A 14,891-nucleotide genomic window follows, 5' to 3' on the forward strand; every position below is an offset into this window, starting at 1 on the left:
AATGACAACTCACACTCTGCATTACATTTTCGACCCGCTCTGTGGCTGGTGCTACGGCGTGGCACCGCTGGTGAAGGCGGCGCGTGCGGTCAAAGGTCTTTCCATTGCTCTGCATGGCGGCGGCATGATGGTGGGAAACCACCGTCGCACCATAGACGCGCAGTGGCGCGGGCATGTTATCGAGCATGATGCGCGGATTGCCGCCATGACCGGGCAGCCGTTCGGTGATGCGTATATCAATGGCTTGCTGTTGGATACCACGGCAGTGATGGACTCGGCCCCGCCCACCTGCGCGATTCTTGCGGCGCAAAAGCTGGCCGGGCGCGGGCTGGATATGCTCCATCTTATTCAGGTGGCGCACTACCAGCATGGCAAGCGTGTGGCAGATTTACCGGTTCTGGAAGCGTTGGCCCTGGAACTTGGCTTATCGGCCCCGCCTTTTAGCGCAGAAATGCAGGCCATCGACGGTGAAATCCTGAATCAGCATATTGCTGAAAGCCGTGCGCTACTGGCGCAGCTTGGTGGCCGTGGTTTCCCCACTTTTGCGCTTGAGAATAACGTCGGGCAGTTACAGGTGCTGGATGCCGGACATTACCTGGGCGATGTTCCAGCCTGGCAGGAGATGTTGCTGCGAAGCGTGGCTAGGGCTTAACCCCGAACCAACAAATCCCCATAAATTTCAGCCAGCAACCCACCTGCGGCGAACTGTTTTTTAATCCACTGCGTGACCTGCCCGGTGGCGGCGTGTTGGGTTGCTAACAGCATGCGCGAATCCTGGCGCGGGTTGTTAATCTGGCGCGTCACCAGCAGGCCGCTTTCCTGGGCCTCGCGCACCATGTAATCCGGTAAAAAACCGACGCCTTCGCCCAAAATCTGACACTGACATTTGGTGTTGAAATCCGGCACCAGAATCGCTTCCTGCCCGTGCAGCAACCATCCCACTTTTTTATTCAGCGTCAGCGCCGTGTCTTCCACCATGATGTTGGGATACAGGCGCAGCTGGCTCTCGGAAATCGGCTCCGGCATAAACGCCAGCGGGTGCGTCGGGGCGATGGCAAATTCCCAGCGAATCGCACCAATTTCGGTGTAATCAATACCGCCGCCGTCGAGCAGCGTATCCGGCGCACCAATCGCGATATTGGCCTGGTTATTAATAATGGCGTCCCACACGCCGTTATACACCTCGGTGGTGACGGTTATCAGGCAGGTGGGAAACTGTTTTTTGAGGATTTGCAGGAGCTTCGCGGTATGGCGCGGCGTGTAAAGCAGCTGATTGATACAGATGCGTACTTTCACTTCAATGCCTTGCGAGATGGTATCCACGCCGCGTTTAATGGCATGGAAGTCGTTCAGCAGTTCAGTCGCTTTGCGATAGAAGTAGTAGCCAGATTCGGTCAATTCAATGCTGCGCGTGTTGCGCACAAACAGCACCACATCGAGGTACGTCTCGATTCTTTTGATGGTGTAGCTAACGGCAGAGGTGGTGATCCCCAGTTCGACAGCAGCCTTACTAAAACTGGAAAGCCGCGCCGTGGTGGTGAAGGCCAGCAGGTTCTCTTCGGTAAAAATAGAATTCATGTGCCGCTCCTGTCTGTCCTTTCGGTGGATGTTTTTTGGTGGATGACGCCTGCGGCTTATCCACCCTACAAATCCCATAACCAACCGTAACGCCATTCGACGCTATTGTTGAATGTATTTGTATTCCTTATGATCCGCGACTTTGTCTTGAACCATATTTAACACTGCCGTTACAAGTGATTTGAAGAGTATCACACTTCTTGAATCCCATTTCCCCCGCGTTCCGCAAGGCCTCGTGGCATGCTCGCCAGTGGGTACTAAAGCCTGCTGAAAGCGGTTCTATCATAGGTAAAATATTGCGCTGACCCACATTTTTCTCACATTGTTGAATACTATTCAACAATGCTGTCATTAACGATGAATGATTTTTAAACGGATGTTAAAGCATCGACAGTGTTGCTATTCTCAATTCATCGGAAATAGCAAAGTATGGGAGTATGGATATGTCTCAGAAAGAACTCATTGCAGAATTTCTAAATGCAGCAGAACTTGGGCATCTGGAAAATCTAAAACAATGCCTCAGTGATGGCGCGGATATTAACGCCACCAATCGCCAGGGTCGCACTGCAATTACTCTTGCCAGTCTGCACAAAAAATATGACTGTGTGGAATATTTAATTAAGGCCGGAGCAGACGTTAATAAGCAAGATCAAACCTGTTTTAACCCTTTCTTACTCAGTTGCCTGAATAACGACCTGACATTATTACGCCTGATATTACCGGCAAATCCGGATCTAAATTGTTTATCCCGTTTTGGTGGCGTGGGTATTACTCCGGCTAGCGAAAAAGGCCATGTCGAAATTGTTCGCGAATTGGTGACGCAGACCGATATTAACGTCAACCACACTAATTTCGTTGGCTGGACGCCGCTACTCGAAGCCATCGTGTTGAACGACGGTGGGGCGAAACAGCAGGAGATTGTCAAACTGCTGCTCGACCATGGTGCTAACCCGCACATGACCGATAAATACGGTAAATCGCCGCTGACGCTGGCACGCGAAAAAGGGTATCACGAGATTGCCGAGCTGCTGGTCAAAGCCGGAGCTTAAAACACAGGAGATGCACTATCGCCGGATATCAGCTGCGGCAGTGCCTCCTGGCAAAAACGGCAGACAGCGCGTTTTATGCGCCAGAATTACAAGTTGATACAGTTGGTTATATCGAGCAGGTGTTTTCCAGAGCGGTGAATATTCACCTCCCTGAAAAAGAACAGATTTTAACCCTGCTCAGTGCCGACTGTGATAACGCACCCAACAGCTGCCGTTTAGCCCTTGAGCATTGCCTGAATATTTTTAAGCCTGGTGAACAGGTGAGTTTTAAACACAGCGGCATCGAGATTGGCACCGATAAACGTATTGATTTCTCAAGTTGCACTCGCTGGCAACCTGATGCGCTGTTTATCACGCAACAACAAATAAACCAGACCGACTGGCAAAACCTTGCCCGAATTATTCAGGCATCGGTCGAGCAAAGTTCGTCATTATTTTATTTTTGCGGTGACAACATTTTTTATCAGGAAATGAGTCGCCAGCTTCAACACCATCGCCGGGAGCTAATTTCAGCATTATGCACAGGGAACGGCAGTGCGATTAAAAATGAAATTAACGGTTTATTGGGTTTAGGAATTGGCTTAACCCCTACCGGGGATGATTATCTCGCCGGGTTAAGTGTGGTTTTATTTATAGCCGGGCATCCGGCAGTGAAGTATTGCGAAATATTTAAATCTACGCTGGAAGCGGGTAAGCATAAAACCACATTATTAAGTGTAATTACGCTGCGCGAAGCGATTAATCAGCGTTATCGCGAAAGTATTTATGATTTTATTCATCAGATACTGATGGGTGATGTAGAAAATATTCATCCATTTATAAATGAAATTAAAAAAATAGGGTCAAGTTCGGGTTGCGACATGCTTTGCGGCATGGCGGACGCCTTCGCTTTGACCAAAATTAACGGAGGAAATTATGTCGACCAGGATTGTAATTAAAAAGAACACCTATTTTGATTCGGTCTCACTGATGTCCATTTCAACCAAAGCTAACCAGCTTGAAGGCGTTGAACAGGCGTTTGTCGCGATGGCGACCGAAATGAACAAAGGGGTGTTAAAAAACCTCGGCCTGTTAAACGACGAACTCGAACAGGCCAAAAATGGCGACCTGATGATTGTTATCAAAGGCGCGAGCGATACAGCAAACGACGCCACGCTTGAAGCCATTGAAGGTCTGTTCACCCGCAAAGACAGCGGCAATTCACGCCACGAAGCGCGTTACGCAACCCTTGCCAGTGCGCATCACAATATCCCTGAAAGTAACCTTGCTGTGATTTCCGTCAACGGCGCTTTCGCGGCCCGTGAAGCGCGTCAGGCGTTGGAAAACGACCTGAACGTGATGCTGTTTTCCGATAACGTTTCTCTTGATGATGAACTGGCACTCAAGCAACTCGCCCACAGCAAAGGGTTGCTGATGATGGGGCCGGATTGCGGCACCGCGATTATCAACGGCGCAGGGCTGTGTTTTGCCAATGAAGTGCGCCGCGGCTCCATCGGAATTGTTGGCGCATCCGGCACTGGCAGCCAGGAATTAAGCGTGCGCATTCACGAATTTGGCGGCGGTATTTCCCAGCTTATCGGAACTGGCGGGCGTGATTTAAGCGAGAAAATCGGCGGCATTATGATGCTCGATGCCATCCAGATGCTGGAAAATGACGCACAAACCGAAGTGATTGTGCTGGTATCTAAACCGCCTGCTGAAACCGTGGCGCGTAAAGTGCTGGAACGTGCGCAGGCTTGCCGCAAACCCGTCGTGGTTTGCTTCCTCGGTAACGGCGAAACACGTGCCGACGAACCGGGTTTGCAGTTTGCCCGTGCCACTAAAGAAGCGGCGCTGAAAGCCGTGCTGCTGACCGGCATCAAAAAAGAGTCGCTGGATTTACATCCGCTCAACTGGCCGCTGATTGAAGAAGTGCGTGCGCGCCTGAAGCCTGAGCAGAAGTACATCCGTGCGCTGTTCTGCGGCGGCACCCTTTGCGATGAAGCGATGTTTGCAGCGCTGGAAAAATACCCGGACGTCTACAGCAATATCCAGCCGAATCCTGAATACCGCCTCAAAGACGTGAATGTCAGCATCGCACACACCTTCCTCGATTTCGGTGACGACGATTTCACCAACGGCAAACCGCACCCAATGATTGACCCGACCAACCGCATCAGCCGCCTGCTGCAAGAAGCGCGTGATCCGGAAGTCGGCGTGATCGTGATGGATTTTGTGCTGGGCTACGGCTCGCACGAAAACCCGGTTGGCGTGATGCTGGATGCCATCAAAGAAGCCAAAGCCATTGCCGCCCGCGACTCGCGCAACCTGGAAATTCTGGGCTACGTGCTCGGCACCGATTTGGACACGCCATCGCTTGATGCGCAGTGCCAGATGTTGACCGATGCCGGGGTGATTTGGGCAAGCAGCAGCACCAACACCGGGCTGCTGGCGCGTGAGTTTGTCTGCAAGGAGAAAGCACAATGAGTCTGTTTAACCAACCGCTGAATGTGATTAACGTCGGCATTGCGATGTTTAGCGATGATTTGAAAAAGCAGAGCGTTCCCGTTACGCAACTGGACTGGACGCCACCGGGGCAGGGCAATCTGGCTGTGGTGAATGCACTGGATGCGATTGCCGCCCCAGAGCTTGCCGAAAAAGTCGCCGCCGCCAACAAACTCGCCGTAGAACGCATCATTCAGTCGCAGCCGGTTTTAGTGGGTTATGACCAGGCGATTAACGTGGTGCCGGGCATGACGCGCAATACCATTTTGCACGCCGGGCCGCCTGTCGCCTGGGAAAATATGTGCGGCGCGATGAAAGGTGCCGTCACCGGGGCGCTGGTGTTTGAAGGCCTGGCGGCGAATATTGATGAGGCCGTGCAGCTTGCCGCTTCCGGCGAAATCATCTTCTCGCCATGCCACGAACACGACTGCGTGGGGTCTATGGCGGGCGTGACGTCGGCCTCGATGTTTATGCATATCGTCGAAAACAAAACCTACGGCAACCGGGCTTACACCAACCTCAGCGAGCAAATGGCGAAAATCCTGCGCATGGGAGCGAACGACCAGAGCGTGATCGACCGCCTTATCTGGATGCGCGACGTGCTCGGCCCAATGCTGCGTGATGCGATGAAGCTCGCAGGCGAAATTGACTTACGTTTGATGTTGGCGCAGGCGCTGCATATGGGCGACGAGTGCCACAACCGCAACAACGCAGGCACCACGTTGCTGATTCAGGCGCTGACGCCGTGGATTATTCAGACCCACTTCACCGTCGCGCAGCAAAAAGAAGTGTTCGATTTTGTCGCCAGCAGCGACTACTTCTCCGGCCCAACGTGGATGGCGATGTGCAAAGCGGCAATGGACGCGGCGCACGGCATCGAATACAGCACCGTCGTTACCACCATGGCGCGTAACGGCGTGGAGTTTGGCCTGCGCGTCAGCGGCCTGCCGGGGCAGTGGTTTACCGGCCCGGCGCAGCAGGTCATCGGCCCGATGTTTGCCGGTTACAAACCGGCAGATTCCGGTCTCGATATTGGTGATAGCGCGATCACGGAAACCTACGGCATCGGCGGTTTTGCGATGGCGACGGCTCCTGCGATTGTCGCGCTGGTGGGCGGTACCGTGGACGAGGCGATTGATTTCTCACGCCAGATGCGCGAAATCACGCTCGGTGAAAACCCGAACGTCACCATTCCGCTGCTGTCGTTTATGGGCATCCCGACCGCCATCGACATCACGCGCGTCGGCGACAGCGGCATTTTGCCGGTGATCAACACGGCTATTGCCCACAAAGACGCGGGTATTGGCATGATTGGCGCCGGGATTGTGCATCCGCCGTTTGAATGTTTTGAGAAGGCTCTGCTCGCCTTTGGTGAGCGTTACTCTTTCTGAGGGATACCCCGATGACAAACGTTAAGCTTGAGTGGAAACGCGGTGACTGGGCGGCATATTTCGGGTTGATGACCAATAACCTGACTAACTTGCTGACCATGATGGGGTTACTCATTTTTGTGGTGGGTATTCCGACGGAGATTGTTTACGGGCGCATTGCGCCAGCCTTCGGGTTGGCGGTGCTGGTGGCGAGTATTTGCTACGCGTGGTTCGGCCTGCAACTGGCAAAAGAGACAGGGCGCAAAGATGTGACCGCGCTGCCTTCCGGGCCAAGTGCACCGTCCATCTTTACCGTGACGTTTTTGGTATTGATGCCGGTCTACCAGCAAACCGGCGACGCTGAGTTTGCGATTCAGATTGGCCTGGTGTGGTGTTTTGTTGAAGCGATGATTCTGGTGGGCGGTTCGTTCCTGGGCGAAACCATCCGCAAGATGATCCCGCGTACCGTGCTGCTGTCGTGTTTGTCGGGCTTAGGTTTGTTGCTGCTGGCGATGAACCCGATGCTACAGGCATTTGAAGCGCCGACGGTTTCCTTCATTGTGCTGCTGCTTATCTTCATTAACTGGTTTGGTAAAAAACCGATGTTTGCGCGCATTCCAACCGGCTTATTGCTGCTGGTTGCGGGTACGGCGCTGGCGTGGATTTCTGGCCTGCAAACCCCGGAAGCCATCAAAGCGTCGATGTCCTCGTTCGGTTTTAACCCGCCATCAATTCATGTTGATAGCTTCCTGCAAGGCTTGCCGCATGCGCTGCCTTACCTGGCCTCGGCGGTTCCGTTGGGGTTGGCGAACTACATTTTCGACCTGGAAAACATCGAAAGCGCCCACGCAGCGGGTGATGAATACAACACGCGTAAAGTGATGCTGACCAACGGCCTTGCCTCCACGCTCGGTTGCCTGATGGGGAACCCGTTCCCAGTCACGGTGTACGTCGGCCATGCGGGTTGGAAAGCGATGGGCGCGAGCATCGGTTACACGCTGGCGTCTGGCGTCACCATGTTTATCGTGCCGCTGTTTGGCCTTGGGGCGTTCATGCTCGCCATTATTCCGATGACCGCGATTGTGCCGATTCTGGTGTTTATCGGCGTGGTGACGGCAAACCAGGTGGTGCGCGAAACGCCGAAAATAGAGGTACCGGTTATCTTCATCTGCTTGTTCCCGTGGATAGCCAACTGGGCGCTGACCATGGTGAATAGTGTGATGGCCGCAGCGGGCACAACGGCGGCGAAAATCGGCCCGGAAGCGCTGGCGCACAAAGGGGTGTTTTATCAAGGCCTGGTGCATCTGGGGAATGGTGCGCCGCTTGCCAGTATGTTGTGGGGTTGCGTGGCGATTTTCGCGATTATCAACAAACCGTTACGCGGCGCGGTTGCAGCCGTAGTCGGTGCATTGCTGGCGCTGTTTGGCGTGATACACGCGCCGGTGGTCGGCTTTGCACAGGGTAGTTCGCTGATGTTCGTTACCGCGTATTTGATGATGGGCGCGATGTTTGTGGTGAAGCATGTGCTCGACCGTCGTGAAGCGGCATCCGAGGTTGTGACTTCGGTATAAAAAATGGCGGATGACGCGTACTTATCCGCCCTACGGTTTTGTAGGGTGGATAAGCCGCAGGCGTCATCCACCGGCCCTTGCCCTACAAGGATAAAAACAATGAAACAACTCGTGGTCGTGGCAATTGGCGGCAACAGCATCATCAAAGATAACGCCAGCCAGTCAGTTGAACATCAGCAAATCGCGGTAAAAGAAGTCGCCGAAACGGTGCTGGAAATGCTCTCGTCGGACTACGACATCGTGCTCACTCACGGCAACGGCCCGCAGGTTGGTCTTGATTTACGCCGGGCGGAAATCGCCCATGAGAAAGAAGGGCTGCCGCTTACGCCGCTGGCAAACTGCGTGGCGGATACCCAGGGCGGCATCGGCTATTTAATCCAGCAGGCACTCAATAACCGCCTCGGGAAATGCGGCGACAAAAAAGCCGTGACCGTGATTACTCAGGTGGAAGTGGACAAAAACGATCCTAATTTCACCCATCCGACCAAACCGATTGGCGCATTCTTTAGCGCGCAGCAGTGCGAAGCGCTGAAAGTCGCGCACCCGGACTGGCGATTTGTTGAAGACTCCGGGCGCGGATACCGCCGCGTGGTGGCCTCGCCGGAACCGAAGCGCATTGTCGAAGCGGATGCCATCAGCGCGCTTATCAAGCAAGGTTTTGTAGTGATTGGCGCAGGCGGCGGCGGGATTCCGGTAGTTCGCAGCGAACAGGGCGATTACCAGAGTGTGGATGCGGTTATCGATAAAGATCTTTCCACCGCGCTGCTGGCTCGCGAAGTGAATGCTGACATTCTGGTGATCACCACTGGCGTGGAGAAAGTGTGTATTCACTTTGGCAAACCTGAGCAACGTGCGATCGATGAAGTCACCGTCGAACAAATGGCGCGTTTTAGCGAAGAAGGGCATTTCCCGCCGGGCAGCATGCTGCCAAAAATTACTGCCAGCCTTGCGTTCCTGCGCAACGGCGGCAAACGCGTGATTATCACCACCCCTGAAAAATTACCCGCCGCACTGCGCGGTGAAACTGGCACCCATATTGTTAATGATTAAGAGTGGGAGAACTCGATGAATAATGCAGAAAAAAGCCGCCGTGAATTTCTTAGCGGCGGTGGCAAAGTGGCGGCGGCTTGTGCGCTCTTTGGCGCGACCGGTTCGATGGCGTATGCTGCTAAACCAGCTTCCATCGCCTGTGAAACGGACAATCGTATGAGCGCTATCAAAGAATCCCATTACTATCTCGATAACGTGTTGCTAGAAGCCGGTTTTGCACGCGACGGGCAGACGATTGTCGGCACGCAAACCGAGCTGAAAACGCTGGAAATTAAAGACGGCAAAATTGCGGCATTGCTCGCAAATAAACAACACCCGGACGCCACGCTCGCCCATTACGATGCGTCAGGAAAACTGTTGCTGCCAGCGATGCGCGATATGCATATTCATCTCGACAAAACCTTCTACGGTGGCCCGTGGCGCGTGCATAACCGCCCAGCGGGAACCACGATTCTGGATATGATTGCCCTGGAGCAAAAACTGCTGCCTGAGCTGCAACCGGTCACGCAGGAACGTGCCGAAAAGCTGATTGATTTGATTCAGTCGAAAGGCTCGACTATCGCCCGCAGCCATTGCAACGTGGAGCCGGTTTCCGGCCTGAAAAACCTCGAGAATCTGCAAGCAGTTCTGGAACGCCGTAAGTCTGGTTTTAGCTGTGAAATCGTTGCGTTTCCGCAGCACGGTTTGCTGCACTCGAACTCCGTTGCGTTGATGCGTGATGCAATGCAAGCGGGCGCTCACTACGTCGGCGGGCTTGACCCGACGAACGTCGATGGCGCGATGGAAAAATCCTTAGATACCATGTTCCAGATAGCCATCGACTACAAAAAAGGCGTTGATATTCACCTGCATGAAACCAGCCCAGCCGGGATTGCGGCGGTGAACTACATGGTAGAAACGGTGGAGAAAACCCCGGAGCTGAAAGGTAAAGTCACCATCAGCCACGCGTTTGCGCTGGCGATGATGAACGAACAAGAAGTGGATGCCATCGCTACGCGCATGGCGGCACAGCAAATCACCATCGCCTCCACGGTGCCGATTGGCACCCTGCATATGCCGCTCAAACAGTTACAAGACAAAGGTGTGTTTGTGATGACCGGTACCGACAGCGTGATCGACCACTGGTCGCCGTATGGCCTGGGCGACATGCTGGAAAAAGCTAACTTGTATGCGCAACTTTATATGCGGGTGAGCGAGCTGAATCTTTCACGATCCCTTGCGATTGCCACCGGCAACGTGCTGCCGCTGAACGACAAAGGCGAGCGCGTATGGCCAAAAGCGCAGGATGACGCGAGCTTTGTGCTGGTGGATGCTTCATGTTCGGCCGAAGCGGTGGCGCGTATTTCGCCTCGTACCGCCACGTTCCATAAAGGCAATTTGGTGTGGGGTGCGCTTAGCGCGTAGTTTTTTGTTTTAGTAAGAAACATCCTGCATGATGCTCATGCCGTGCAGGTATGTTTTATGTTGAACGAATAAATAGTTGCAATAATTCATCTAATTCAGTATTCATTAATTGCTCTACAGAGTCCTCCTTTTTTGCTCCCCTCTAAATACCTTTGATTAACCAGAGTTTTTCTTGAAGTTTGATTATATCAATATTTTATATAATCAAACCTGGATGATAACTAAAAATAAACAATCATAATCAATTCCTGTAACGCTAATAATAATCTTACCACCCTACAAACCGCACAGAGGATCTCCTCTTATGTCTACAGAACTCGAAACACGGGTACTGCGAAAAATAACGCTTCGCATTATTCCCTTTATCATGCTGCTCTATTTTATTGCTTTTCTGGATAGAGTAAATATTGGCTTTGCGGCATTAACAATGAATCAGGAATTAGGTTTTTCACCCACTGTTTTTGGTATCGGTGCGGGGATATTTTTCCTCGGTTATTTTTTGTTTGAGGTTCCGTCTAATCTAATTCTCAATAAAGTGGGAGCCAGGATCTGGATTGCTCGCGTCATGATTACATGGGGACTGGTTTCTGGGGGAATGGCTTTTGTTCAGGGCACGACAAGTTTCTATATTTTACGATTCTTGTTGGGTGTAGCGGAAGCTGGATTTTTCCCTGGTATTATTCTGTATTTAAGCTTTTGGTTCCCCATGAAACGCCGCGCTCAAGTGACGGCTATCTTCATGGCTGCGGCACCGCTATCGACAGCTCTGGGTTCACCCATTTCCGGAGCATTGCTTGAATTACACGGCTTTCTTGGTTGGTCGGGCTGGAAATGGATGTTTGTGCTGGAGGCGATTCCCGCAGTGATTTTGGGCTGTGTGGTGTTGTTCTGGCTCACCGATCGCCCTGCTAAAGCAAAGTGGTTAACTGATGAAGAACGTGACTGGCTTATGCAGACACTTGCTGCCGAACAAAATACCAAAGCGGGTTCCTCTCACGTGAGCGTCTGGAAAGGGCTGGCAGATAAACGCGTTATTGCCTTATCACTCGTTTATTTCGGGACTTCTGCCGGTTTATATACTCTGGGGATTTGGTCACCACAGATAATAAAAGCATTTGGCATGAGTTCCTTGCAGGTCGGCTTATTAAACGCTATCCCAGCTATTATTGCCGTAGTTGCAATGGTACTTTGGGCAAGGCATTCCGATAAAAAAGTGGAGCGCACCTGGCATATTATCGGTGCTTGTATGCTGGCGGCAGTAGGGTTGATTTATGCTGGTATGGTTACCACCGTAGTGACAGCAATTATCGCCTTAACTCTGGTTAACGTGGGTATCAGTGCCTCCAAGCCGCCACTGTGGAGTATGCCGACGATGTTCTTATCAGGATCTGCGGCAGCGGCGGGGATTGCCACCATAAATTCTATCGGCAATCTGGGTGGGTTTGTTGGGCCGGTAATGATTGGTGTTATAAAAGAACACACTGGAAGTTTTACGGGCGGGCTGCTCTTTGTCGCCGCGTTACTGTGTTTGTCGTCGATTCTTGTATGGTTACTTTCAAAAAGTGCAAACCGACAAAATAGCGCTTACCGGGCTTCTCATTCGAAGTCTTCCTGAAAGTGAAACGGTTACCGATTCAGGTAGCCGTTCTTAGTCATCGAGTAAATGCCTGATATTTGAAGCACATCACAAATACCATTTTCAGTTCCCCACTTAATCTCCATACATTCATACTGGCTTTTAACGCAGTGCCCATGTTCCTTTTGTGTCTAGCCCGCTAGCTACATGATCTGTCACGTTTTTTTAACGAAACTTTTCCCTTGAGAACATTATTGCATTTTTTTATATAATCACGACTTGATGACTCATCCTGAACGACAGCGCATATTTCAATGACTGGCCTGATGCTATTTCGAACGATAACAACAGGCGGCCGATTATTTATTAAAATAATGGAAATATGCTATGACTCATTCAATAGAACATCTTACCCTCAAAAAAATAACCTGGCGAATTGTCCCGTTTGTCATGTTTGCCTATTTTATTGCTTTCTTTGATCGAATTAATATTGGTTTTGCAGCGTTAACCATGAATCAAGATTTGGGATTTTCTTCAACGGTATTTGGTATTGGCGCGGGCATGTTTTTTATAGGTTATTTTCTTACTGATATTCCCTCTAATATTATTTTGCAAAAAGTGGGGCCACGGATTTGGCTGGCACGTATTATGGTGAGTTGGGGGGCGATTGCTGCCTGTATGATGTTTGTAGAAACCGCAACTGGGTTCTACATTTTGCGTTTTCTGCTGGGCGTTGCAGAGGCGGGCTTTTTCTCAGGGATTATTCTCTATTTAAGTACCTGGTTTCCTGTTAAGCGTCGTGCACAAGTTATCGCATTTTTCATGGCGGCGGCGCCAATATCGGCAATGTTGGGTTCGCCGCTTGCTGGGACTATTTTGAGTTTACATGGCGCATTGGGTTTGAAAGGCTGGCAATTAATGTTCCTGATTGACGCCGTCGCTGCCATTATATTGGGTGTTTTCACCCTTTTTTATTTAAACGATAGGCCTGAAAAGAATCGCTGGCTCTCTCAAAAAGAGACGGAATGGCTTATCACTACGCTTGCGCAAGAACGCAGCGGGCAGGGCCATCAGGCAAAAACCAGCATCTGGAAAGGGCTGACTGATGCGCGCGTGTTAACGCTGGCCGTTGTCTATTTCGGAACCTCGGCAGGTTTGTATTCACTCAATATTTGGTCGCCGCAGTTTATAAAATCGTTTGGCTTAAGCACATTTCAAATTGGTTTTGTGAATGCGATTCCGGCAGCGCTTTCAGTGGTTGCGATGATCCTGTGGGCGAAGCATTCTGATAAAACTAAAGAAAGAACCTGGCACGTCGTTAGCGCCTGTTTATTAGCGTGTGTTGGGTTTATTCTTGCCGGTTCAGTTCATTCGTTGCCGCTGGCTATATTTGCCCTGATTTTGGCGAATATTGGTATCTCCTCTTGCAAGCCACCGCTGTGGAGTATTCCGTCGCTATTCCTTAACGGCCCTGCCGCTGCCGCAGGACTTGCAGCAATAAATTCTATCGGCAACTTAGGTGGTTTTGCTGGGCCAGCGGTGATTGGCTGGTTGAAAGAGACCACGGGCGATTTTTCACTGGCGCTCTATTGTGTTGCGGGGATGCTGGTGGTTTCGGCATTGCTTACGTTATCTATTGAGATTAACCGCAAACGTAGGGAGTTGAAAAACTCTTTGGCGTAAATGTGGGCAAAACAGCGCCTGGTTAATGGCGCTGTTTTAGTATTGCTGAGAAATAACCTCTAATTCCTGCATGACAACTGCCATCATATTATCGCGAGTCTCATCACGTGAATCTTTTACCCATACCGCAGACAAGGGCAGTTTTTGCCTGATATTAATATATTCCTTCGCCAGCGGTATAAATTTTACATTTAACGCAGACATCCTGGTTACCCACTTGGGCATAATGGCTGCACCTAATTCCGCGGCAACCATATTAATAATGGTTTGTTTCTCATCCGCAATTTGAACTAGTCGCGGTTTAAAACTGGCGTTATCAAATAGGTCTAATGTTAAATCATAACTATGTGGCCGAACTCGTCTTTCGGGTACGATCATCGGCACATTTTCTAGATCGCTGACAACTATTTCACCGCATTGAGCAAGGCGATGTTTATCCGATATTGCCAACACAACATCTTCATAAAAAAGGAATTGGTTTTCCAGAACATCATCCATTTGATCTGTCGGGCGGATAAAGATTAAATCCAGACGACCCGACTTTAATTTTGGCAGCAACTTTGATGACTTATCTTCCACAATCTGGATGTCAACTTCAGGCCATCTCTCACGGAAAATATGCAGGACATGCGGGACCAAATTGATAGTTGCACTATCGATAGCACCTATGCGCAAACGCCCAGAGTTTTGCCGAGCCAGCTTCTTAAAACGCTGTTGGAGTTGATCGGCTTTGGCGACAATTTCTTTTGCATCACCAAGGAATAAAGCCCCGTGAGCCGTTAGAGAAACGTTACGTGTAGAGCGCGATAGTAACCGTGTGCCAAGATCTTCTTCCAGCAATTTGATGTATCGACCTAATGCCGAGGGGAGCATATCCAGCTTTTGTGCAGCATGCCCAAAGTGCAGTTCTTCGGCCACGGCAATGAAACATCTCAGCTGATTAAGTTCCACATTTCCCTCTCAGGATTATATCAATTTTTTGCATAAACAGATGCGAGTGATAGTAATGAGTTTCTGTGCATAATGATAGTTGTCCGGCGTTAATAATTAATGGAAATCCACTAGATTGTGACGCACATAAAATAATTAAAATATAAACCTGCGAATTTTTATTTTTTGAATAATA

At 50.8% G+C, this 14,891-nt stretch carries 12 protein-coding genes; 10 read left to right on the top strand and 2 right to left on the bottom strand.

All coding sequences use genetic code 11. From position 1 onward, the window contains the following. Position 1: 1 nt before the first annotated feature. A complete protein-coding gene (locus tag GBAG_RS04835) occupies positions 2-652 on the top strand; it encodes a DsbA family protein (protein ID WP_034493876.1) in 651 nt (216 codons plus the stop codon). On the opposite strand, the gene GBAG_RS04840 is transcribed toward GBAG_RS04835, so the two are convergent. Next, positions 649-1,578 (bottom strand): LysR substrate-binding domain-containing protein, encoded by a 930-nt coding sequence (locus GBAG_RS04840; protein ID WP_034493878.1) that lies wholly within the window; start codon positions 1,576-1,578, stop codon positions 649-651. The two genes, GBAG_RS04835 and GBAG_RS04840, sit on opposite strands and share 4 nt — an antisense overlap. A gap of 443 nt (positions 1,579-2,021) precedes the next feature. On the opposite strand from GBAG_RS04840, the gene GBAG_RS04845 reads away from it, so the two are divergent. From GBAG_RS04845 to GBAG_RS04885, 9 genes are all read left to right on the top strand, one after another. Continuing rightward, on the top strand, positions 2,022-2,627 hold the full coding sequence (locus GBAG_RS04845; protein ID WP_034493879.1) for an ankyrin repeat domain-containing protein: 606 nt from the start codon (positions 2,022-2,024) through the stop codon (positions 2,625-2,627). A 134-nt stretch (positions 2,628-2,761) separates the two neighbouring features. Then, positions 2,762-3,565, top strand: coding sequence for an oxamate carbamoyltransferase subunit AllH family protein (locus GBAG_RS04850; RefSeq protein ID WP_034493880.1), 804 nt, complete (start codon positions 2,762-2,764; stop codon positions 3,563-3,565). After that, positions 3,543-5,093, top strand: coding sequence for an acyl-CoA synthetase FdrA (gene fdrA / locus GBAG_RS04855; protein ID WP_034493882.1), 1,551 nt, complete (start codon positions 3,543-3,545; stop codon positions 5,091-5,093). Before GBAG_RS04850 ends, fdrA begins: the two co-directional genes overlap by 23 nt. Next, on the top strand, positions 5,090-6,502 hold the full coding sequence (locus tag GBAG_RS04860) for a YlbE family protein (RefSeq protein WP_034493883.1): 1,413 nt from the start codon (positions 5,090-5,092) through the stop codon (positions 6,500-6,502). Before fdrA ends, GBAG_RS04860 begins: the two co-directional genes overlap by 4 nt. Before the next feature lie 11 nt (positions 6,503-6,513). After that, positions 6,514-8,052, top strand: coding sequence for a xanthine permease (locus GBAG_RS04865; RefSeq protein ID WP_034493884.1), 1,539 nt, complete (start codon positions 6,514-6,516; stop codon positions 8,050-8,052). A gap of 99 nt (positions 8,053-8,151) precedes the next feature. Continuing rightward, positions 8,152-9,102, top strand: coding sequence for a carbamate kinase family protein (locus GBAG_RS04870; RefSeq protein ID WP_034493885.1), 951 nt, complete (start codon positions 8,152-8,154; stop codon positions 9,100-9,102). A 15-nt stretch (positions 9,103-9,117) separates the two neighbouring features. Further along, positions 9,118-10,506, top strand: coding sequence for an amidohydrolase family protein (locus GBAG_RS04875; protein WP_034493886.1), 1,389 nt, complete (start codon positions 9,118-9,120; stop codon positions 10,504-10,506). Positions 10,507-10,810: 304 nt separating this feature from the next. After that, positions 10,811-12,121, top strand: a complete 1,311-nt coding sequence (locus tag GBAG_RS04880; RefSeq protein WP_034493889.1) for an MFS transporter — start codon at positions 10,811-10,813, stop codon at positions 12,119-12,121. Between the two features lie 348 nt (positions 12,122-12,469). Beyond that, positions 12,470-13,765, top strand: a complete 1,296-nt coding sequence (locus tag GBAG_RS04885; RefSeq protein WP_034493891.1) for an MFS transporter — start codon at positions 12,470-12,472, stop codon at positions 13,763-13,765. Between the two features lie 36 nt (positions 13,766-13,801). On the opposite strand, the gene GBAG_RS04890 is transcribed toward GBAG_RS04885, so the two are convergent. Further along, positions 13,802-14,716, bottom strand: a complete 915-nt coding sequence (locus GBAG_RS04890; RefSeq protein WP_034493892.1) for a LysR family transcriptional regulator — start codon at positions 14,714-14,716, stop codon at positions 13,802-13,804. Positions 14,717-14,891: the final 175 nt, after the last annotated feature.

Origin of the sequence: Buttiauxella agrestis ATCC 33320, from assembly GCF_000735355.1 — a bacterium.
GTDB lineage: Bacteria > Pseudomonadota > Gammaproteobacteria > Enterobacterales > Enterobacteriaceae > Buttiauxella > Buttiauxella agrestis.